The 21,260-nt window shown below is 54.9% G+C and carries 18 protein-coding genes; 10 read left to right on the plus strand and 8 right to left on the minus strand.

Annotated elements, in window-relative coordinates:
* The first annotated feature begins 8 nt into the window (after positions 1–8).
* Positions 9–1,703 (plus strand): PTS fructose transporter subunit IIBC, encoded by a 1,695-nt coding sequence (gene fruA / locus ABLU78_RS18095; RefSeq protein ID WP_015365696.1) that lies wholly within the window; start codon positions 9–11, stop codon positions 1,701–1,703.
* A 53-nt stretch (positions 1,704–1,756) separates the two neighbouring features.
* Here fruA and nfo read toward each other — a convergent pair whose 3' ends face one another.
* Both nfo and ABLU78_RS18105 read right to left on the minus strand, forming a co-directional pair.
* The gene (nfo, locus tag ABLU78_RS18100; RefSeq protein WP_048229085.1) at positions 1,757–2,611 is read right to left on the minus strand and encodes a deoxyribonuclease IV; all 855 of its coding nucleotides are present in this window, start codon (positions 2,609–2,611) and stop codon (positions 1,757–1,759) included.
* A gap of 97 nt (positions 2,612–2,708) precedes the next feature.
* A complete protein-coding gene (locus ABLU78_RS18105) occupies positions 2,709–3,758 on the minus strand; it encodes a YeiH family protein (protein WP_020078285.1) in 1,050 nt (349 codons plus the stop codon).
* Between the two features lie 303 nt (positions 3,759–4,061).
* On the opposite strand from ABLU78_RS18105, the gene yieE reads away from it, so the two are divergent.
* The 3 genes from yieE (at position 4,062) to cirA (ending at position 8,858) form a co-directional block, all read left to right on the plus strand.
* Positions 4,062–4,928, plus strand: coding sequence for a DNA-binding transcriptional regulator YeiE (gene yieE, locus ABLU78_RS18110; RefSeq protein ID WP_015365699.1), 867 nt, complete (start codon positions 4,062–4,064; stop codon positions 4,926–4,928).
* Positions 4,929–5,111: 183 nt separating this feature from the next.
* Complete coding sequence (locus ABLU78_RS18115) at positions 5,112–6,581, plus strand: amino acid permease (protein WP_048229083.1); 1,470 nt, start codon at positions 5,112–5,114, stop codon at positions 6,579–6,581.
* A 303-nt stretch (positions 6,582–6,884) separates the two neighbouring features.
* Positions 6,885–8,858, plus strand: coding sequence for a catecholate siderophore receptor CirA (cirA, locus tag ABLU78_RS18120; protein WP_048229082.1), 1,974 nt, complete (start codon positions 6,885–6,887; stop codon positions 8,856–8,858).
* A 69-nt stretch (positions 8,859–8,927) separates the two neighbouring features.
* On the opposite strand, the gene arsC is transcribed toward cirA, so the two are convergent.
* From arsC to fghA, 4 genes are all read right to left on the minus strand, one after another.
* Positions 8,928–9,362, minus strand: coding sequence for a glutaredoxin-dependent arsenate reductase (gene arsC / locus ABLU78_RS18125; RefSeq protein WP_020078288.1), 435 nt, complete (start codon positions 9,360–9,362; stop codon positions 8,928–8,930).
* Positions 9,363–9,374: 12 nt separating this feature from the next.
* Positions 9,375–10,664 (minus strand): arsenic transporter, encoded by a 1,290-nt coding sequence (locus tag ABLU78_RS18130; protein WP_047044902.1) that lies wholly within the window; start codon positions 10,662–10,664, stop codon positions 9,375–9,377.
* 36 nt (positions 10,665–10,700) lie between these two features.
* Positions 10,701–11,021, minus strand: coding sequence for a metalloregulator ArsR/SmtB family transcription factor (locus tag ABLU78_RS18135; protein ID WP_045376776.1), 321 nt, complete (start codon positions 11,019–11,021; stop codon positions 10,701–10,703).
* Positions 11,022–11,171: 150 nt separating this feature from the next.
* Entirely contained in the window at positions 11,172–12,008 is an 837-nt protein-coding gene (gene fghA, locus ABLU78_RS18140) for an S-formylglutathione hydrolase (RefSeq protein ID WP_048229080.1), read from the minus strand.
* 343 nt (positions 12,009–12,351) lie between these two features.
* On the opposite strand from fghA, the gene folE reads away from it, so the two are divergent.
* From folE to mglC, 6 genes are all read left to right on the plus strand, one after another.
* Entirely contained in the window at positions 12,352–13,020 is a 669-nt protein-coding gene (folE, locus tag ABLU78_RS18145) for a GTP cyclohydrolase I FolE (protein ID WP_015365708.1), read from the plus strand.
* 15 nt (positions 13,021–13,035) lie between these two features.
* On the plus strand, positions 13,036–14,193 hold the full coding sequence (gene yeiB / locus ABLU78_RS18150) for a DUF418 domain-containing protein YeiB (RefSeq protein ID WP_047054144.1): 1,158 nt from the start codon (positions 13,036–13,038) through the stop codon (positions 14,191–14,193).
* A 155-nt stretch (positions 14,194–14,348) separates the two neighbouring features.
* Positions 14,349–15,371: an HTH-type transcriptional regulator GalS gene (gene galS, locus ABLU78_RS18155; RefSeq protein ID WP_015365710.1), complete on the plus strand. Its 1,023-nt coding sequence runs from the start codon at positions 14,349–14,351 to the stop codon at positions 15,369–15,371.
* Positions 15,372–15,669: 298 nt separating this feature from the next.
* Complete coding sequence (mglB, locus tag ABLU78_RS18160) at positions 15,670–16,668, plus strand: galactose/glucose ABC transporter substrate-binding protein MglB (RefSeq protein ID WP_015365711.1); 999 nt, start codon at positions 15,670–15,672, stop codon at positions 16,666–16,668.
* A gap of 115 nt (positions 16,669–16,783) precedes the next feature.
* Complete coding sequence (mglA, locus tag ABLU78_RS18165) at positions 16,784–18,304, plus strand: galactose/methyl galactoside ABC transporter ATP-binding protein MglA (protein ID WP_045412265.1); 1,521 nt, start codon at positions 16,784–16,786, stop codon at positions 18,302–18,304.
* Positions 18,305–18,319: 15 nt separating this feature from the next.
* A complete protein-coding gene (mglC, locus tag ABLU78_RS18170; protein ID WP_015365713.1) occupies positions 18,320–19,330 on the plus strand; it encodes a galactose/methyl galactoside ABC transporter permease MglC in 1,011 nt (336 codons plus the stop codon).
* Between the two features lie 70 nt (positions 19,331–19,400).
* On the opposite strand, the gene sanA is transcribed toward mglC, so the two are convergent.
* Both sanA and cdd read right to left on the minus strand, forming a co-directional pair.
* Positions 19,401–20,117 carry an outer membrane permeability protein SanA gene (gene sanA / locus ABLU78_RS18175; RefSeq protein ID WP_015365714.1) on the minus strand — a complete coding sequence of 239 codons (717 nt, stop codon included), beginning with the start codon at positions 20,115–20,117 and terminating at the stop codon, positions 19,401–19,403.
* A 169-nt stretch (positions 20,118–20,286) separates the two neighbouring features.
* The gene (gene cdd / locus ABLU78_RS18180; RefSeq protein WP_015365716.1) at positions 20,287–21,171 is read right to left on the minus strand and encodes a cytidine deaminase; all 885 of its coding nucleotides are present in this window, start codon (positions 21,169–21,171) and stop codon (positions 20,287–20,289) included.
* Between the last annotated feature and the right edge of the window lie 89 nt (positions 21,172–21,260).

The raw sequence follows: 21,260 nt of genomic DNA on the forward strand, positions 1-21,260 counted from the left end.
GAGGCATAATGAAAACGCTGCTGATTATTGATGCCGGGCTTGGCCAGGCTCGCGCCTACATGGCGAAGACCCTGCTCAGCGCCGCGGCGCAGAAAGCGCACCTTGAGCTGATTGATAACCCGAACGATGCCGAACTGGCCATCGTACTGGGGACCGCGCTGCCGGCCGATAGCGCGCTGAATGGTAAAAACGTCTTTCTGGGCGATATTAACCGTGCTGTCGCCCATCCGGAGCTGTTCCTGGGTGAAGCGAAAGATCACGCTAAGCCGTACGTTGCGCCAGCGGCGGTAGCCGTTCCGGCCGCCGCCCAGGGGCAGAAACGCATTGTCGCCGTTACCGCTTGTCCGACCGGTGTAGCTCATACCTTTATGGCGGCGGAAGCCATTGAAACCGAGGCTAAAAAACGCGGCTGGTGGGTGAAAGTGGAAACCCGCGGCTCCGTGGGGGCCGGTAATGCTATTACCCCGGAAGAGGTGGAGCAGGCGGATCTGGTGATCGTCGCCGCCGATATCGAAGTCGATCTGGCGAAGTTCGCCGGTAAACCGATGTATCGCACCACCACCGGACTGGCGCTGAAGAAAACCGCGCAGGAGCTGGATAAAGCCGTTGCGGAAGCGAAGCCGTACCAGCCATCCGGCAAACCGCAGGCCTCCGGTGACGGTAAAAAAGAGTCGGCTGGCGCCTATCGTCACCTGCTGACCGGCGTCTCCTACATGCTGCCGATGGTGGTCGCGGGCGGTCTGTGTATCGCGCTGTCGTTCGCGTTCGGTATTAAAGCGTTTGAAGTGAAAGACACCATGGCGGCGGCGTTGATGCAAATCGGCGGCGGGTCAGCCTTTGCGCTGATGGTGCCGGTACTGGCAGGCTTTATCGCGTTCTCCATCGCTGACCGTCCGGGTCTGACGCCTGGTCTTATCGGCGGTATGCTGGCCGTGAGCGGTGGTTCCGGCTTCATCGGCGGTATTATCGCCGGTTTCCTTGCCGGTTATGTGGCGAAGTTAATCAGTACTAAGCTGAAACTGCCGCAGAGTATGGAAGCGTTGAAGCCGATTCTGATCATTCCACTGATTTCCAGCCTGATTGTTGGTCTGGCGATGATCTACCTGATCGGTAAACCGGTGGCGGGTATCCTGGCCTGGCTCACCCACTGGCTGCAAACCATGGGCACGGCGAACGCGGTGCTGCTCGGCGCGATCCTTGGCGGCATGATGTGTACCGATATGGGCGGCCCGGTGAACAAAGCGGCTTATGCTTTCGGTGTGGGTCTGTTGAGTACTCAAACCTACGCGCCGATGGCGGCGATTATGGCGGCCGGTATGGTGCCACCGTTGGCGCTTGGCCTGGCGACGCTGATTGCCCGCAACAAGTTCGACAAATCACAGCGTGAAGGCGGTAAAGCGGCGCTGGTTCTGGGTCTGTGCTTTATTACCGAAGGGGCGATTCCATTCGCCGCACGTGACCCGATGCGCGTACTGCCTTGCTGTATCGTTGGCGGCGCGGTGACCGGCGCTATCTCGATGGCGGTTGGCGCGAAACTGATGGCGCCGCATGGCGGTCTGTTCGTTCTGCTGATCCCAGGCGCCATCACTCCGGTGCTGGGTTATCTGCTGGCGATTATTGCCGGTACGCTGGTTGCGGGTCTCTCTTACGCGGTGCTGAAGCGCCCGGAAGCGCCGGCGGCGGAAGCTGAAAAAGCGGCGTAATATAAGCGCAATAAAAAAGGGCCGATTTGTCGGCCCTTTTTTTGTGTCTGGATTCAGGCCACTTCGGCGGTCTGCTGCGCCCGCAGCCAGGCAATTTCTTCCGCCCAGATATCCGGGTTAATGGTTTCCAGAATCAGCGGGATACCATCGAAACGGTTATCCTGCATGATCCAACGAAAAGCATCATGGCCGATATTGCCTTCACCCAGGCTATGGTGACGGTCGACGCGGCTGCCAAAAGCGCTTTTGGCATCATTCAGGTGCATGCCGCGCAGATACTGGAAGCCGACGATCCGTTCGAATTCGGCGAAGGTCTTTTCACACTCCTCCGCGCTGCGTAGGTCATAGCCGGCGGCGAAAGCGTGGCAGGTATCAACGCAGACGCCAACGCGGGATTTGTCTTCAACGCCGTCAATGATGGCGGCAAGATGTTCAAATTTAAAACCGAGATTGCTGCCCTGACCGGCGGTATTTTCGATAACCGCGGTTACGCCTTCGGTTTTCGCCAGCGCGATGTTGATGGATTCAGCGATACGCGTCAGGCATTCATCTTCCGGGATCTGCTGCAGGTGGCTGCCCGGATGGAAGTTGAGCAGCGTTAATCCCAACTGCTGGCAGCGGGTTAATTCATCGATAAACGCCTCGCGGGATTTCTCCAGCGCTTCTTCGACCGGGTGACCGAGGTTAATCAGGTAGCTGTCGTGCGGCAGGATCTGCCCCGGGCCGAAGTGATATTTTTCGCAGGCGGCTTTGAATTCGGCAATCGCTTCGTCGGTGAGCGGCGCGGCGCGCCATTGACGCTGATTTTTGGTGAACAGGGCGAAGGCGGTCGCTTCGATTTCGGCGGCGCGGATGGCGGCATTGGCCAGCCCGCCGGAGGCGCTAACGTGCGCTCCAATATATTTCATAAAAAAACTCCAGTTAAGCCGCTGGGGGGAGGGTAATGATAGCGGCTTAACCGGAGAGTTACAGCAATGAATGAATATCGACGAGAAAACTTACTGCTTAGCCAATCAGGTGGTGGATAGCGAAGTTAATCGCGCCGCCGCCAACAATCAGCCAGACGAACAGCATCAGCGCCATCAGCAGCGGCTTCGCACCGGCTTTTTTCAGTGCGCTGACGTGGGTGGTTAAGCCCAGCGCGGCCATCGCCATCGCCAGCAGTACGGTATCGAGGGTGACCAGCATATCGACGACGGCTTTCGGCAGCAGGTGGAAGGAGTTAAATACCGCCACCAGAATAAACAGGATGGCAAACCACGGAATGGTGATTTTGCTCTTTTCGCCGTTACCGGCTGGCGCCAGTTGTTTCACACGAGCAGCAATGAACAGCAGGAACGGAGCCAGCATCATCACGCGCAGCATTTTGGCGATAACCGCCGCATTTTCGGCGTCCGGGCTAACCGCATGACCGGCGGCGACCACCTGAGCGACTTCATGCATGGTGGAGCCCATATAGATGCCGTAGGCTTCCGGAGTGAACCAGTGCGCCAGCAGCGGGTACATCGCCGGGTAGAGGAAGATAGCGATAGTACCGAAGATAACCACTGTCGCCACGGCGACCGTCACTTTACTGGCTTCGGCTTTGACGACCGGCTCGGTGGCCAGGACCGCCGCGGCGCCGCAGATGCTGCTACCGGCGCCGATAAGCCAGCTGGTATGTTTATCGAGCCCGAAAACCTTCTGCCCGAGGAAACAGGCGATAAAGAAAGTGCTGGACAGCGTCAGTACGTCAATCAGGATCCCGCTGACGCCGACGTCAGCAATCTGGGCAAACGTCAGACGAAAACCATAAAGAATGATCCCCAGGCGCAGCAGATACTGCTTGGCGAAAATCACCCCGCCGTCGCAGGACTGCCAAATTTTGGGATAAACGGTGTTACCGACCACCATGCCGAACAAAATAGCCAGCGTCAGCGCGCTGAAGCCCGCGCCGGCGATAGCAGGGAAACTGCCTGCCCACAGGGCGGCGCCGGTCAACGCGGCGGTCAGCGCCAGGCCTGGGACGAAATGCCACAGGGTGCGATGTTTAGTGGGTAAAGTGAGTGCTGTCATAACCTTCTCCTTTGTCTGGGCAAAGAATACGACTGGCTGGTTTAAAAATAAAATTGATTATATATTTATAATCTATCGGAATAAGTGATAAACCCTTCATCCTTCGCGCTGCAGATGTGTTGGCTGCGTTTACTCACCCCAGTCACTTACTGATGTAAGCTCTTGGGGACTCGCTCACTTGCCGCCTTTCTGCAGCACGAATGATTTTGGGTTATACCCTTCATCCTTCAGGCCACAGCCCTGCTGATTTATGTCACCATAGCGTTGACGGTTATCCAGCTTGGGCTAATACACAGGTGAGTTATGCATATCACGCTACGGCAACTGGAAGTTTTTGCTGAGGTTTTGAAAAGCGGGTCGACGACTCAGGCGTCACAGATGCTGGCGCTGTCGCAGTCGGCGGTGAGCGCGGCACTAACCGACCTGGAGGGGCAACTCGGCGTTCAGCTGTTTGACCGCGTCGGTAAACGGCTGGTGGTCAACGAGCATGGCCGCTTGCTCTACCCGCGGGCGCTGGCGCTGCTGGAGCGCGCCGGAGAGATAGAACAGCTGTTTCGCGGCGATAATGGCGCGATCCGCGTTTATGCCAGTAGCACCATCGGCAACTATATTCTGCCGGAAATCATCGCCCGCTACCGCCGCGACTTCCCCGAACTGCCGCTGGAGCTGAGTGTCGGCAACAGCCAGGATGTGATTAATGCGGTCAGCGATTTGCGCGTCGATATTGGCCTGATTGAAGGGCCGTGCCACGCGGCGGATATTATCGCCGAGCCGTGGATTGAAGATGAACTGGTGGTGTTCGCCGCCCCTGATTCGCCATTCCTGGAAGGCGAATTGACGCTGCAACGGCTGGCGGAAGCGCAGTGGATCCTGCGCGAGCATGGCTCTGGCACGCGGGAGATCGTCGACTACGTGCTGTTGTCGCATCTGCCCGCATTTCAACTGGGCATGGAGCTTGGCAACTCGGAGGCGATTAAACATGCGGTCCGCCACGGACTAGGCATCAGCTGCCTGTCGCGGCGAGTCATTGCCGAGCAGCTGGAGGCCGGAACGCTGGTGGAGCTCAAGCTGCCGCTGCCGCGCCTGACGCGCACGTTATGGCGTATTCGCCATCGGCAAAAACACGTTTCCAAGGCGCTGCAGCGCTTTATCCGTTACTGCGAGGTGTAGCGCTAGCAACGACGTAAGCCGCGATTTTTTGTCTGTTTTTTTATGCGCCAATGCAGGATTACTGCTTTACTAATAATTTGTGTCAGATCATGAAGCTCTCTTATAACTTTGCATTTGTACCGGATGGATGGACGATCGTCTGCTACAATCGCGCCTCATTTTTTGGATGGATAGCATTTTCACATGGTTTCGGAAACTAAAACCACAGAAGCGCCCACGCTCCGCCGCGAGCTAAAAGCGCGCCACTTGACCATGATCGCTATTGGCGGTTCCATCGGTACAGGTCTTTTCGTTGCCTCTGGCGCAACAATTTCTCAGGCAGGCCCCGGCGGCGCGCTGCTTTCCTACATTCTGATCGGTCTGATGGTGTATTTCCTGATGACCAGTCTCGGCGAGCTGGCGGCGTTTATGCCGGTTTCAGGCTCTTTTGCGACCTACGGTCAGAACTATGTAGAAGAAGGCTTTGGTTTCGCGCTGGGCTGGAACTACTGGTACAACTGGGCGGTGACTATCGCCGTTGACCTCGTTGCTTCGCAGCTGGTGATGAGCTACTGGTTCCCGGATACACCCGGCTGGATCTGGAGCGCCTTATTCCTCGGCATCATGTTCCTGCTGAACTGGATCTCGGTACGCGGCTTCGGCGAAGCGGAGTACTGGTTCTCGCTGATTAAAGTTGCCACCGTGATTATCTTTATCATCGTCGGCATTATGATGATTTTCGGCATCTTCGAAGGCGCCACGCCGGCGGGCTGGAGCAACTGGGGCATTGATGATGCGCCGTTTGCCGGCGGTTTTGCGGCGATGATCGGCGTGGCGATGATTGTCGGCTTCTCCTTCCAGGGTACCGAGCTCATCGGTATTGCCGCGGGCGAATCGGAAAATCCGGAGAAGAACATTCCGCGCGCGGTGCGTCAGGTGTTCTGGCGTATCCTGCTGTTCTATGTCTTCGCGATTTTGATTATCAGCCTGATCATCCCGTATACCGATCCGAGCCTGCTGCGCAACGACGTTAAAGACATTTCCGTTAGCCCGTTCACCCTGGTGTTCGAGCACGCCGGTCTGCTCTCTGCGGCGGCGATCATGAACGCGGTTATCCTGACGGCGGTGCTGTCGGCGGGTAACTCCGGGATGTACGCCTCTACGCGTATGTTGTATACCCTGGCGTGCGACGGCAAAGCGCCGCGCATTTTCTCGAAGCTGTCGAGAGGCGGCGTACCGCGCAACGCGCTGTATGCGACTACCGTGATTGCGGCGCTGTGCTTCCTGACCTCGATGTTCGGCAACCAGACGGTTTACCTGTGGCTGCTGAATACCTCCGGGATGACTGGCTTTATCGCCTGGTTGGGTATTGCGATCAGCCACTACCGTTTCCGTCGTGGTTACGTGTTGCAAGGTAACGATATTAATAACCTGCCGTACCGTTCCGGGTTCTTCCCGCTGGGGCCGATCTTCGCCTTCGTACTGTGCCTTATCATCACCCTTGGCCAGAACTATGAAGCCTTCCTCAAGGACACCATTGATTGGGGCGGCGTGGCGGCGACCTACATCGGCATTCCGCTGTTCCTGGTTATCTGGTTTGGTTACAAGCTGGTGAAAGGTACCCGCTTCGTGCGCTACAGCGAAATGAAGTTCCCGGAACGCTTTAAAGGCTAATTCCACACTCTACCGCTTTCGATAAAGCCCTCTTTTAAAGAGGGCTTTTTTTATGCCAGCAAGGCTTACAAACGGACACACTTCTTCATAATTGTATTGATAATTGTAATCATTATCCTTATCATTTCGGCAAATTCAGGATGAAGCCAATCTCCATATCTTGCCGCTCAACTACGAAAGGCAAGGGGTGACCAGCCACATCGACTGTAAAAAAATTGCGCGCGGCCGCCAGAGCCGCGTGTCGACAGGATGTGCAAGCAGCACCCTTTGTTTGATTTGTAGTTGACCTCATGGAGATTTGGTATGTTCAGGTTAAACCCTTTTGCCCGGGCGGGACTGTGCGCGTCCGTCGTAGCATTGGCATTTCCGGCGCTGGCCGCAAATGATGACGAAACGCTGGTTGTCACCGCCGCGGCGACTGAACAGAGCGTCAAAGATGCCCCCGCCAGTATCAGCGTGATCACCCAACAGGACTTGCAGCGTAAGCCGGTGCAGAACCTGAAGGACGTGCTGCGCGATGTGCCTGGCGTTCAGCTCACCAACGAAGGGGATAACCGCAAGGGTGTCAGCATCCGCGGTCTGGATAGCAGCTATACGCTGATCCTGATCGATGGCAAACGCGTCAACTCGCGTAACGCCGTCTTCCGCCATAACGATTTCGATCTGAACTGGATCCCGGTGGACTCCATCGAACGGATTGAAGTAGTGCGCGGCCCGATGTCTTCCCTGTACGGTTCCGATGCGCTCGGCGGCGTGGTCAATATCATTACCAAAAAAATCGGCCAGAAATGGACCGGTACCCTCAGCAGCGATGCCACCATTCAGGAACACCGCGATCGCGGTGACACTTATAACGGCCAGTTCTTCACCAGCGGCCCGCTGATTGACGGCGTGCTGGGGATGAAAGCCTACGGCAGCCTGGCGAAACGTAGTAAAGACGATCAGCAACCTTCCAGCAACGCTGCGGGTGAAACGCCGCGCATTGAAGGTTTTACCAGCCGCGACGGTAACGTTGAGTTCGCCTGGACGCCAACGGAGAATCAGGACATTACCGCCGGCTACGGTTTCGATCGCCAGGATCGCGACTCAGACTCGCTTGATAAAAACCGCCTTGAACGCCAAAACTACTCTTTGACCCATAACGGGCGCTGGGACGTTGGTAATAGCGAAGTGAAATTCTACGGCGAGAAAGTGGATAACAAAAATCCAGGGCAGGCTGGGACCATTACCTCTGAAAGCAATGCGGTGGATGGTAAATATGTGATGCCGTTGGGGATGATCAACCAGATCGTCACCCTCGGCGGCGAATGGCGCCACGATAAACTCAAAGATCCGGTGAACCTGAGCAGCGGCGGCAAATCGACTTCCGCCAGCCAGTACGCGCTGTTCCTCGAAGACGAGTGGCGGATCTTTGAACCGCTGGCGCTGACCACCGGCATCCGTATGGACGATCACCAAACCTACGGCGATCACTGGAGCCCGCGTGCGTATCTGGTCTATAACGCCACCGATACCGTGACCGTGAAAGGCGGTTGGGCAACGGCCTTTAAAGCGCCGTCGCTGCTGCAATTGAACCCGGACTGGACCACTAACTCCTGTCGCGGTAGCTGCAGCATTATCGGTAACCCGGATTTGAAGCCGGAAACCAGCGAAAGCTTTGAGCTTGGTCTGTATTACAGCGGTGAAGAGGGCTGGCTGGAAGGGGTTGAAGGCAGCGTGACCGCCTTCCAGAACAACGTTGACGATATGATCGACATCCTGCGTACCTCCAGCGCCAGCGAAGCGCCGGGTTACCCGAACTTCGTCGGCTGGAAGACCGTGAACGGTAAGCGCGTGCCGGTATTCCGCTACTTCAACGTCAACAAAGCGCGAATTAAAGGCGTGGAGACCGAAGTGAAGGTTCCGTTCGGCGAAGAGTGGAAACTGACGGTTAACTACACCTATAACGATGGTCGCGATCTGAGCAATGGCGGCAATAAACCGCTGCAGACGCTGCCGTTCCATACCGCTAACGGTACCCTCGACTGGAAACCGCTGGAGGATTGGTCTTTCTATGTCACGGCCAACTATACCGGCGAGCAGCGTGCGGTAAGCGCGACGGGTAAAACCCCGGGCGGCTATACCATGTTTGATATCGGCGCCGCGTGGCAGGTCAGTAAAAACGTGAAACTGCGCTCCGGCGTGCTTAACGTTGGCGACAAAGATCTGAACCGCGACGATTACAGCTACACCGAAGATGGGCGTCGCTACTTTATGGCCGTTGATTACCGCTTCTGATAGCGATAAACTGTCTGCCGCCGCTGAAGTGACTTCAGTGGCGGCAGCCCCGATAACACGTGTACGCCGCTATCCGCCAGGTATCAGCCGCTTGCCCCTTTCATCCACCACCTTTTCTCCATCCTCTTTGCTAAAAGCGCCTTGCTGCGGATCGGGCAGGATATCCAGTACCACTTCAGATGGCCGACATAAGCGGGTTCCCCGTTCAGTGACCACAATAGGGCGATTAATCAGGATGGGATGAGCGAGCATAAATTCTATTAACTGCTCGTCGGTGAACTTGTCCTCTGCGAGTCCCAACTGGGCATAAGGTTCAACATTCTCGCGTAGCAGAGTACGCACGGCGATCCCCATCTCTGCGATAAGCTTAACCAGCTCATCGTGAGTCGGCGGTGTTTCAAGGTAGTGAATAACGGTGGGCTCATTACCGCTGTTACGGATCATCTCCAGTGTATTACGTGACGTGCCGCAGGCCGGGTTGTGATAGATGGTGATATTACTCATATGAGTATCTCGTTATAGAGTGAGAGAGAGCCGCAGCGCCAGCGCGGCCAGAGTGACAAACAGCACAGGTAGCGTCATGATGATGCCTGTGCGGAAGTAATATCCCCAACTGATGGTCATGCTTTTCTGCGACAGTACGTGCAGCCACAGCAGGGTCGCCAGACTGCCTATTGGCGTGATTTTGGGGCCTAAATCGCACCCGATCACGTTGGCGTAGATCATCGCTTCTTTGATAACGCCAGAAGCGGTGCTTCCTTCAATCGACAGTGCGCCCACCAGGACCGTTGGCATATTGTTCATTACCGACGACAGGAAAGCGGTCAGTAAGCCCGTGCCAAACGTTGCCGCCAGCAGTCCGTTATCCGCCAGCATATTCAGCACACCCGATAGATATTCCGTTAAGCCCGCATTGCGCAGACCGTAGACCACGAGGTACATACCCAGCGAGAAAATAACGATCTGCCAGGGCGCGCCGCGCAATACTTTACCGGTATTGATGGCGTGACCTTTTTTCGCAACGGCAAACAGAACAGCGGCACCGACAGCGGCGATGGCGCTAACGGGCAGCCCCAGCGGTTCAAGAACAAAGAAACCAACCAGCAACAAAAGCAAAACAACCCAGCCGGCTTTGAAGGTTGCGGGATCTTTAATCGCGCTGGCAGGTGTTTTCAGCAAAGTGACGTTGTAAGTTGCTGGAATATCCCGGCGGAAAAACAGATGCAGCATGCCCAGCGTAGCCGCGATGGCAGCAATATCAACAGGAACCATCACAGAGGCGTATTGCGTAAAACCAAGCCGGAAGAAATCAGCTGAGACAATATTGACCAGATTGGAAACGATAAGCGGCAGGCTGGCGGTATCGGCAATAAACCCGGCAGCCATGACAAAGGCTAATGTTGTCCTTTTGCTGAACCCCAGAGCGAGCAGCATGGCAATGACGATGGGCGTCAGAATGAGCGCTGCGCCATCGTTAGCAAACAGCGCCGCAACGGTCGCGCCTAACAGGATAATCCAGGTGAACAGCAGACGACCGCGCCCGTTGCCCCAGCGGGAGACATGCAGCGCAGCCCATTCAAAAAAGCCCGACTCATCGAGCAGCAGGCTGATGATAATCACCGCGATAAAAGTCGCTGTTGCGTTCCAGACGATATTCCAGACAACGGGAATATCACTGAGATGAATAACGCCGCTGGCCAGCGCCAGTATTGCGCCAATACTCGCGCTCCAGCCGATGCTGAGGCCCCTGGGCTGCCAGATAACCAACACCAGCGTGAATAAAAAGAGACTACCGGCCAACAACATTCTCTACTCCGATATATGCGTTTCTATATATATGTATCAACAGGTGGCGCACGCTGTTTTCTTGCGCCATTCGTCAATATCTTCCCTCATGCTCTGCCTGGTCGTGGCAATGATCTCCGCCGCCCAGGCCGGCATATGGGGCGAGAGGCGATAGTGCACCCATTTCCCTTGCCGGCGGTCGAGTACCAGTTCAGATTCACGTAATATCGCCATATGGCGAGATATTTTCGGCTGGGATTGCCCGGTGGCGGCACACAGATCGCAGACGCACAGTTCGCCGGACTCACGCAGCAACATGATGATGGCTAAACGGGTTTCATCCGCCAGGATTTTAAACAGCTGGATAGGCTTTATCATGGTTGACCAGATTATCATGGAGGTACATATATGCTAAATCATATATGTTGTGTTTTAAATAACAAATTATCGCCCGTAGCGACAAGATAGTTCCTGACGAAGATATAAAGCCGGGCAAGCGGAGCATGCCCGGCGGAGGGAAATAGAGGGTTACTTAAACAGATGCTCCGCGTGGAAGCGCAGATGATCTTCTATAAAGGTGGCAATGAAATAGTAGCTGTGGTCGTAGCCGGGCTGGATACGCAGGCTCAGCGGCCACTGTTTCTGTCGCGCCACCTCTGCAAGGACCGCGGGCTGCAGCTGGGTACCAAGAAACTGGTCGGCGTCACCCTGATCAATTAAAGTCGGAATGGCATCCCCGGCCTGGCTTGCCTGCATCAGCGCGCAGCTGTCCCACTCCTGCCAGGTCGCCTCATCATCGCCGAGATAGGCGCTGAACGCTTTTTGTCCCCACGGAACTTTGCATGGGTTGACGATCGGCGCGAAGGCCGAGACGCTGGTAAAGCGCCCTGGGTTTTTCAGCGCCACGATGAGCGCGCCGTGGCCGCCCATCGAGTGGCCGCTGATGGCGCAACGGTCGGCGACCTGAAACTGGTTGTTAATTAACTGCGGCAGCTCATCGCGCAGGTAGTCGTACATGCGAAAATGCGCCGCCCACGGCGCCTGAGTGGCGTTGAGGTAAAAACCTGCGCCTTTACCGAGATCGTAACCGGCATCATCGGCGACGTCATCGCCGCGCGGGCTGGTGTCGGGCATCACCAGCGCAATGCCAAGTTCGGCGGCTATCCGCTGAGCGCCGGCCTTAGTGGTAAAGTTTTCGTCATTGCAGGTCAAACCGGATAGCCAGTACAGCACCGGCGGCGGGGCGGTTTCCGTCGCCGGCGGTAAAAAGATGCTAAACGTCATGGCGCAGTTCAGGGTACTGGAGTGATGACGCCAGCGTTGCTGTCGACCCTCGTAACAGCGATGCTCTTCAAGCAGTTCCATGCAGGGCTCCTCGGGTATCTATGTGTAATGCTTAATAATACAGATATTTCATTAACCGGTGAGCAACTTTCACTTTCCCGTCGCGCAAAGCTATTGCATCATTAATACGAGTTATAAAGAACATCTCAGAACATCTACAGTACTTATGATTGCGCGCGGTAGCGGCGGGGCTCGCTGGCGTGGCGCATCGACAACGTCCAACCGCAGCGGTAAAAATGAAAGGTTGCGCCAATTTCAATAATTATCGTGACGGCTACTGGATTATGTGCGCCACCTCACGCACAATGAGTGCAAACTTTGCCCTCAGAAGAGCAAAGAGCGCCACACCTGCAGGAGAACCTAAATGTCATCATTGAGTAAAGAAGCCATACTCGTTCATGAAGCGCTGGTCGCTCGTGGGCTGGAGACGCCGCTGCGTCCGCCAGTACAAGAAATTGATAATGAAACGCGCAAGCGTCTGATCGCCGGGCACATGACTGAGATTATGCAACTGCTGAATCTTGATCTCAGTGACGACAGCCTGATGGAAACTCCGCATCGCATCGCAAAAATGTACGTTGATGAGATTTTCTCCGGTCTGGATTACGCCAGATTCCCGAAAATCACCGTTATTGAAAACAAAATGAAAGTTGACGAGATGGTGACGGTCCGAGATATCACGCTGACCAGTACCTGTGAACATCACTTTGTGACGATTGACGGCAAAGCGACCGTTGCTTATATCCCGAAAGATTCGGTAATCGGCCTGTCGAAAATTAACCGCATCGTGCAGTTCTTTGCCCAGCGTCCGCAGGTGCAGGAGCGCCTGACGCAGCAGATTCTTACCGCGCTGCAGACTTTGCTCGGTACCAGCAACGTCGCGGTATCCATTGACGCGGTGCATTACTGCGTGAAAGCGCGCGGCATCCGCGATGCGACCAGCGCCACGACCACCACTTCGCTTGGCGGTCTGTTTAAATCCAGCCAGAATACCCGCCAGGAGTTCCTGCGCGCCGTACGTCACCATAATTAATTCGGAGCAGGGTGCATGGAGAGAAACGTCACGCTGGACTTCGTTCGCGGCGTCGCCATCCTCGGCATTCTGCTACTGAATATCACCGCCTTCGGCTTGCCGAAGGCGGCCTATCTGAATCCGGCCTGGGCCGGGAGTATTTCGCTGAGCGACGCCTGGAGCTGGGCAATCCTCGACCTGTTTGCGCAGGTAAAATTCCTCACCCTGTTTGCTCTGCTGTTCGGCGCCGGATTGCAAATGCTGCTGGTACGCGGTAAACGCTGGATCCAGTCGCGGCTAACGCTGCTTGCCCTGCTTGGTTTTATTCACGGTCTCTTTTTCTGGGACGGCGATATTCTGCTGGCCTATGCGTTGGTGGGGCTGATTGCCTGGCGCATGGTGCGCGATGCCCATCATGTCAAATCGCTATTTAATACCGGCGTCGTGCTTTATCTCATCGGTATTGCGGTGCTGGTATTGTTGGGATTAATTTCCGCCAACGGCGCCAGCCGGTCATGGGTGCCCGATGCCGCGAATGTGCAGTATGAGCAGTTCTGGAAGCTCAAAGGCGGTCTGGAGGCGGTGAGCAATCGCGCGGATATGCTGTCCGATAACCTGGTGGCGCTTGGCGTGCAGTATGGCTGGCAGCTGGCGGGGATGATGCTAATGGGCGCGGCGCTAATGCGCTGCGGCTGGTTGAAAGGGCAGTTTAGCCTTAGCCATTATCGCCGCGTCGGGGCTGTGCTGATTATTGCCGGAATGATGGTAAATGTGCCGGCCATCGCCGCGCAGTGGTATTTGCAATGGGACTACCGCTGGTGCGGTTTTCTGCTGCAGGCGCCGCGTGAACTTGGCGCGCCGCTACAAACCATCGGCTATGCCGCGCTGGCGTGGGGATTCTGGCCGCAATTATGCCGCTTTCGTCTGGTTGGGGCGATTGCCTGCGTTGGGCGGATGGCGCTCAGTAACTATTTACTGCAAACCCTGATCTGCACCACGCTGTTCTATCATCTGGGCCTGTTTATGAAATTTGACCGTTTACAGCTGTTGGCCTTTGTGCCGGCGGTGTGGGCCGTTAATCTCCTCTTCTCGCAGTTTTGGCTGCGTCATTTCCGCCAGGGGCCCGTTGAGTGGCTATGGCGTCAGTTAACCCTGAGAGCCTCAGGGACATCATCCAAAGATACATCTGTATAACGATCTCGATCACAATCATTAACAAAATGGATGTAACCGTTTCCAGCCGTGTGACCTCACTCACGTAGCGCGGTGCGCGTCGCTGCCAGAATAGCCACCTTGCTGAACACAGGAGGTGGGTGTGACGTATTGCAATGCGATAAAGGCGGGTATGTATGATCACCATTCGTGATGTCGCCCGTCAGGCGGGGGTTTCCGTGGCGACGGTTTCACGGGTTCTGAACAACAGCGCGCTGGTGAGCCCGGATACCCGGGAGGCAGTGATGAAGGCGGTCGCGCAACTGGGCTATCGGCCGAATGCCAATGCCCAGGCGCTGGCGACCCAGGTTAGCGATACCATTGGCGTGGTGGTGATGGATGTGTCAGACGCCTTTTTCGGCGCGCTGGTGAAAGCGGTGGATACCGTCGCGCAGCAGCATCAGAAATATGTGCTAATCGGCAACAGCTACCATGAAGCTGAAAAAGAGCGTAACGCCATTGAGGTGCTGATTCGCCAGCGCTGTTCGGCGCTTATCGTGCATTCGAAAGCGTTAAGCGATGCCGAACTTGGCGACTTTATGCAGCATATTCCAGGCATGGTGCTGATAAACCGCATTGTGCCGGGCTTCGCGCACCGCTGCGTGGGTCTCGATAACGTCAGCGGCGCGCTAATGGCTACGCGGATGCTGCTCAATCACGGCCATCAACGGATTGGCTATCTCTCTTCCAACCACGGCATTGAAGATGATGAACTGCGCCGCGAAGGGTGGAGTAAAGCGCTGCAGGAGCAGGGCATTATCGCGCCGGATAGCTGGGTGGGCTCGGGTTCGCCGGATATGCAGGGCGGTGAAGCGGCGATGGTAGAACTGCTGGGGCGTAATTTAGGCCTGACCGCGGTGTTTGCCTATAACGACAGTATGGCTGCCGGGGCGTTAACCACTCTCAAGGATAACGGTATTGCCGTGCCGCAGCATCTCTCGCTGATTGGTTTTGATGACATTCCCATTTCCCGTTACACCGATCCGCAGTTGACTACCGTGCGCTATCCCATTATGTCGATGGCGAAATTGGCTACCGAACTGGCGCTACAAGGGGCGGCAGGGAAACTCGATAGCGAGGCCAGCCACTGCTTTATGCCCACGCTGGTGCGGCGCCATTCGGTGACGCAAAAGCAAAGTGTGGGGCCGATCACTAACTGAATCTATTAGCTGATGTAACCGCTTTCAATCTGTGAGTAAATTCACAGTATATTAACATTCAGCTGTTTATGATGGCAGCGTTGACCAGTCCGAACCAGACTGTACAGGTGATGTTTTAAAATATCATCTTAAACAATAGGTTAGGCACTTGATGAAGCCGTTTTTCTGGAGCGTTACCCTACACGGAAGACAGAATTAACGTTGTGAATATCGTTGTGCGGTAACCCTAATGTAACAACTCCCGCCAGCTATCTTCACGCCAAAAAAAACGATGCAAAATAATAAAACCGGAGATTCCATGAATAAGAAGGTCTTAGCTCTGTCCGCCGTCATGGCTGGCATGCTTTTTGGCGCCGCAGCGCATGCCGCGGATACCCGTATCGGCGTTACGATCTACAAGTATGACGACAACTTCATGTCCGTTGTGCGTAAAGCGATCGAAAAAGACGGCAAATCTGCGCCGGACGTGCAACTGCTGATGAATGACTCGCAGAACGATCAGTCCAAACAGAACGATCAGATCGACGTGCTGCTGGCGAAAGGGGTGAAGGCGCTGGCCATCAACCTGGTTGACCCGGCGGCGGCGGGTACGGTTATCGACAAAGCGCGTGGGCAAAATGTGCCGGTGGTGTTCTTTAACAAAGAGCCGTCGCGCAAGGCGCTGGATAGCTACGATAAAGCCTATTATGTGGGTACCGACTCCAAAGAATCCGGGATTATCCAGGGCGATCTTATCGCCAAACACTGGAAAGCGAATCCAAACTGGGATCTGAACAAAGATGGTCAGATTCAGTTTGTTCTGTTGAAAGGCGAGCCGGGCCACCCGGATGCCGAAGCGCGTACTTCCTACGTTATCAAAGAGCTGAATGAAAAAGGTCTTAAAACTCAGCAACTGGCGTTAGATACCGCCATGTGGGATACCGCGCAAGCGAAAGATAAAATGGACGCCTGGCTCTCCGGCCCGAACGCCAACAAAATCGAAGTGGTCATCGCGAACAACGATGCGATGGCGATGGGCGCGGTAGAAGCGCTGAAAGCGCATAACAAGAGCAGCATTCCGGTGTTCGGCGTCGATGCCCTGCCTGAAGCGCTGGCGCTGGTGAAATCCGGCGCGATGGCCGGTACCGTGCTGAACGACGCCAACAACCAGGCCAAAGCGACCTTCGATCTGGCGAAGAACCTGGCTGACGGCAAAGAGCCCGCTGCTGGCACCAACTGGAAAATTGAGAATAAGATTGTCCGCGTACCGTACGTAGGCGTAGATAAAGACAACCTCAGCCAGTTTATCGGTAAATAAGTTCTTCATGCATTGCGGGCGCGCTCGCGCGCCCGATTATTCCTGATACCGAAGCCGATTTTGCTGCGATATAACTTATCGTCGCGGATCGGCACGAACGCAGCCAGGTATAACTATGGTCAGCAATAATAGCGTACAGTCGGGCGAATATTTGTTGGAAATGAGTGACATCAACAAATCTTTCCCCGGCGTTAAAGCTCTTGATAATGTCAACCTGAAGGTTCGTCCGCACTCTATCCATGCATTAATGGGGGAGAATGGCGCGGGTAAATCGACATTATTAAAATGCTTATTTGGAATCTATCAAAAAGATTCCGGCAGTATTCTTTTTCAGGGAAAAGAGATCGATTTCCATTCGGCGAAAGAAGCGTTGGAAAACGGTATTTCTATGGTGCACCAGGAATTAAACCTGGTACTTCAACGTTCGGTCATGGACAACATGTGGCTGGGACGTTACCCCATCAAAGGCATGTTTGTCGATCAGGATAAAATGTATCGCGATACCAAAGCGATATTTGATGAACTCGATATTGATATTGATCCGCGCGCTCGCGTGGGGACTTTATCGGTATCGCAGATGCAGATGATTGAAATTGCGAAAGCATTCTCCTATGACGCGAAAATCGTCATTATGGATGAGCCTACCTCATCGCTGACAGAAAAAGAGGTCAATCACCTGTTTAAAATAATCCGCAAGCTGAAAGAGCGTGGCTGCGGTATTGTTTATATCTCCCATAAAATGGAGGAGATATTTCAGCTCTGCGATGAGATTACGATCCTGCGCGATGGTCAGTGGATTGCCACCCAGCCGCTGGAGGGGCTGGATATGGATAAGATCATCGCGATGATGGTTGGCCGTTCGCTGAACCAGCGTTTTCCGGATAAACAAAACAAACCGGGCGAAGTAATCCTTGAAGTTCGTAACCTGACCTCGCTGCGCCAGCCGTCAATTCGCGATGTCTCATTCGATCTGCATAAAGGTGAAATCCTCGGCATTGCCGGACTGGTGGGCGCTAAACGTACCGATATCGTTGAAACGCTGTTTGGCATCCGCGAAAAGGCCAGCGGCACAATTACCCTGCATGGCAAAAAAATTAATAACCATAGCGCTAACGAGGCGATAAACCACGGCTTTGCGCTGGTGACCGAAGAGCGTCGCTCGACGGGAATTTATGCTTACCTCGATATTGGTTTTAACTCGCTGATATCAAATATCAAGAAGTATAAAAACAAGGTCGGTCTGCTGGATAATTCGCGGATGAAAAGCGACACCCAATGGGTTATCGATTCCATGCGGGTTAAAACCCCAGGCCATCAAACGCAAATCGGTTCGCTGTCCGGCGGGAATCAGCAGAAGGTTATTATCGGTCGTTGGTTATTAACCCAACCGGAAATATTAATGCTTGATGAACCGACCCGCGGGATTGACGTCGGGGCCAAATTCGAAATTTATCAGCTGATTGCCGAACTGGCCAAAAAAGATAAGGGCATCATTATTATCTCTTCTGAAATGCCGGAGCTGCTGGGAATTACCGACCGTATACTGGTTATGAGCAACGGGCTGGTTGCCGGAATTGTTGAGACCAAAACCACGACGCAAAATGAAATTCTGCGTCTTGCATCATTGCACCTTTGAGATCAGGGGCTTTCCATGAGTGCGTTAAATAAAAAGAGTTTCCTCACTTACCTGAAAGAGGGTGGGATTTACGTTGTACTTTTGGTCTTACTGGCCATTATTATTTTCCAGGACCCGACCTTCTTAAGTCTGTTGAACTTAAGTAACATCCTGACGCAATCCTCGGTACGTATTATCATCGCGCTCGGCGTCGCCGGGCTGATTGTCACCCAGGGGACCGACCTTTCCGCCGGACGTCAGGTGGGTCTGGCGGCGGTGGTAGCGGCTACCATGCTGCAGGCGGTGGATAACGCCAACAAGGTGTTCCCGGAGATGGCGACCATGCCGATTCCGTTGGTGATTCTGCTGGTCTGCGCGATCGGCGCGGTGATTGGCTTGATTAACGGTATCGTCATTGCCTATCTCAACGTGACGCCGTTTATCACTACCCTGGGGACGATGATTATCGTTTACGGTATCAACTCCCTGTACTACGACTTTGTCGGCGCGTCGCCGATTTCCGGTTTCGACAGCCACTTCTCGCAGTTTGCCCAGGGCTTTGTCGCTTTAGGTTCATTCCGCCTGTCGTACATTACATTCTACGCGCTGATCGCTATCTTCTTCGTGTGGATCCTGTGGAATAAAACCCGTTTCGGTAAAAACATCTTCGCTATCGGCGGCAACCCGGAAGCGGCGCGTGTCTCCGGCGTTAACGTGGCGCTGAACCTGCTGATGATTTATGCCCTGTCCGGGGTGTTTTACGCCTTCGGCGGGCTGCTGGAAGCCGGACGTATCGGTTCGGCGACCAACAACCTCGGCTTTATGTACGAACTGGATGCGATTGCCGCCTGCGTGGTGGGGGGCGTTTCCTTCAGCGGCGGCGTGGGTACGGTTTTCGGCGTGGTGACCGGGGTCATTATCTTTACCGTCATCAACTATGGTCTGACCTACATTGGCGTCAATCCATACTGGCAGTACATTATTAAAGGGGCGATTATCATCTTCGCCGTGGCGCTGGATTCACTGAAGTACGCGCGTAAGAAATAAGATTGAACATATAAAAAACCCGCGCCTGGCGCGGGTTTTTTATGCCTGAAATTCGATAAAACGACGGCGGCTATTTTTCTTTCTGTAGCTCCAGTAACTGCTCGGGCGTGACCGCCGGGTAGGATTGCGCATCCTCCGGAACTTCATGCTGCTGCGCCGGAATGGGGATCAGCGGCCCGAGGAAACGCGGTTCGCGTTTGAAGATATAGAGATCCGCCAGCGCGCCAAATCGGGCGCCAAACTCGCGAAGACGTACGGTCCACATATCCTTCGGCGAAGGCACCGCATAGCACTGTGCCTGAATCCCCATATGCAGGGCGATAAACAGCGCGCGCTCGCAATGGAAGCGCTGGGTGATAATAATAAAATCATTGGTATCGAACACTTTGCGGGTGCGCACGATCGAATCGAGGGTGCGGAAACCGGCGTAGTCCAGCACGATATCCGCCGGATCGACGCCGGCTTTGATGAGATCGCGGCGCATGGTCATCGGTTCGTTATAGCTTTGCAAGGCGTTGTCACCGCTTAACAGCAGATAATTAACCTTACCGCTATTGTAGGCGTTGAGCGCGCCCTGGATCCGATAACGATAATACTGATTGATCACGCCGGTGCGATAATATTTGGCAGTGCCCAACACCACGCCCACCTGGCGGTAGGGGAGATCCTGCAGCTCATCGTAAATATAGGGCGCGGTTTTCCAGCTCATCCAGCGGTCAAGACCCAGCACGGTCAACAGCAGCAGGCCGAGCAGGACTAACAGGCTGTATAACACACGCTTTAACATGAACTTGACTCAATGGTGGACGAGGGAAGCTTCAGGCTACTTTACCCGCCGGGTAAGCGCAAGAAACCATCGTTTAATTGCGGGGATTTTCAGCAATATGGCAGATTACCGAATCCAGGCCGGAGAAGCCAAAGGCACATCCGGCAATCTGCTCAGGCTATCAGGCTAATTAACCTAACAGCACGCGGTCGATATTCTGACAGCCCAACGCTTTCAGGGTCGCGACGGTCGCATCCCACTGGATAAGCGATGCATCGGCTTTCTCGGCCAACAGCGCGCGCTGGATATCCGGATAGTCGTAACCGTTAAGGCTCAGCAGGTTCAGCGCGCCCTGTAGCGGCGGTAGTGTTGGATTGAACGCCGCGTTTTCCGCATAACTGCCGCAGAAAATGGTGCCGTCTTTCAGCTCCAGCGCCACGCCGGAAGGGGAGTTGCTGTACGGCGCGTGGCAGCGGTTCGCCGCCTGAATAGCCGCCTGCGTGAGCGCATCGCCGCTGAGGGGGAAGCCGTGATCCTGCTCATCCATCAACAGAGTTTTGATTTCCAGGTCTTTCGGGCCAAAGGCGTCCGGCAGATAGTGCTGCAGGGAGTGCGCTTCGCGACCCGGCAGATGAATGCGCAGCGCCAGACCGCTGTTCAGTTCATTCATAAACTGGCGGCAGTGGCCGCAAGGCGTGTAGTTGACGGTAATGGCGCGCAGGGATTTTTCGCCGCGTAGCCAGGCGTGGCTGATGGCGCTCTGTTCCGCGTGGACGGTCTGTTGCATGGTGGCGCCGAGGAATTCCATGTTGCCGCCGAAGTACCAGCGACCGCTCACGCCGCGGGCGATAGCGCCAACGTTAAAGTGAGAAAGATCGGCGCGGGCGCAGGCGGCGGCAAGCGGCAGTAGCGCAAAGGCCAGCGCGTCTTCATCCAAACCTGTTGCTTGTTGTAGCGTCGCCACCTGATCGGCTTCGAGCAGCGCCGGGAAGTGCGGGTCTGCGAGCATCGGGGCGATGGCCGCCTGCAGGTCTGCCGCCAGATTAGTCAAAGCAGCTTGAAAACGAGAGTGCATAGCGTTGCCTCATAACAATGTAATGGGAAGCTAGTGTACGGGCCCGCACGGGACCTATATGTGACATAGATCTCATTGTTTATGCAACG

Source organism: Klebsiella sp. JN_Kp122 (assembly GCF_040062085.1).
GTDB lineage: Bacteria > Pseudomonadota > Gammaproteobacteria > Enterobacterales > Enterobacteriaceae > Klebsiella > Klebsiella aerogenes.